General features: G+C 59.4%; 2 pseudogenes. Both read right to left on the bottom strand.

Annotated features, from left to right (window positions below):
* Positions 1-122, bottom strand: a pseudogene (locus ACYQ8K_RS30335) (type VII secretion protein EsxI); the annotation flags it as partial.
* 51 nt (positions 123-173) lie between these two features.
* Positions 174-249, bottom strand: a pseudogene (locus ACYQ8K_RS30330) (WXG100 family type VII secretion target); the annotation flags it as partial.

Raw genomic sequence — 249 nt, 5'->3', positions numbered from 1 at the left:
AAGTCGCCGGCAGCAAGCACATCGCGAACGATGGCCTGGTGCTCGGCCTCCAAGGACGCGGCCTGGGCGCGGATCAAGGCACCGTGGGCGTCTACATCGCCGAACTGGTAGTTAATGCTCATAACGGTGTTCTCCTAATGTCTTGAGATGTTACGCAGCTGCGGTTTTTAGCGCTAGCTGCTGAGGATTTGCTGCGAGGCCTGCTCTTGCTGCTCGTAGTTGTTCGCGTCGCGGATCAGACCGTCGCGC

The sequence above is a fragment of the Mycobacterium sp. MUNTM1 genome, from assembly GCF_054660795.1.
Note: the sequence above shows the minus strand (reverse complement) of the source record. Positions and strands in the feature narration are given on the sequence as shown.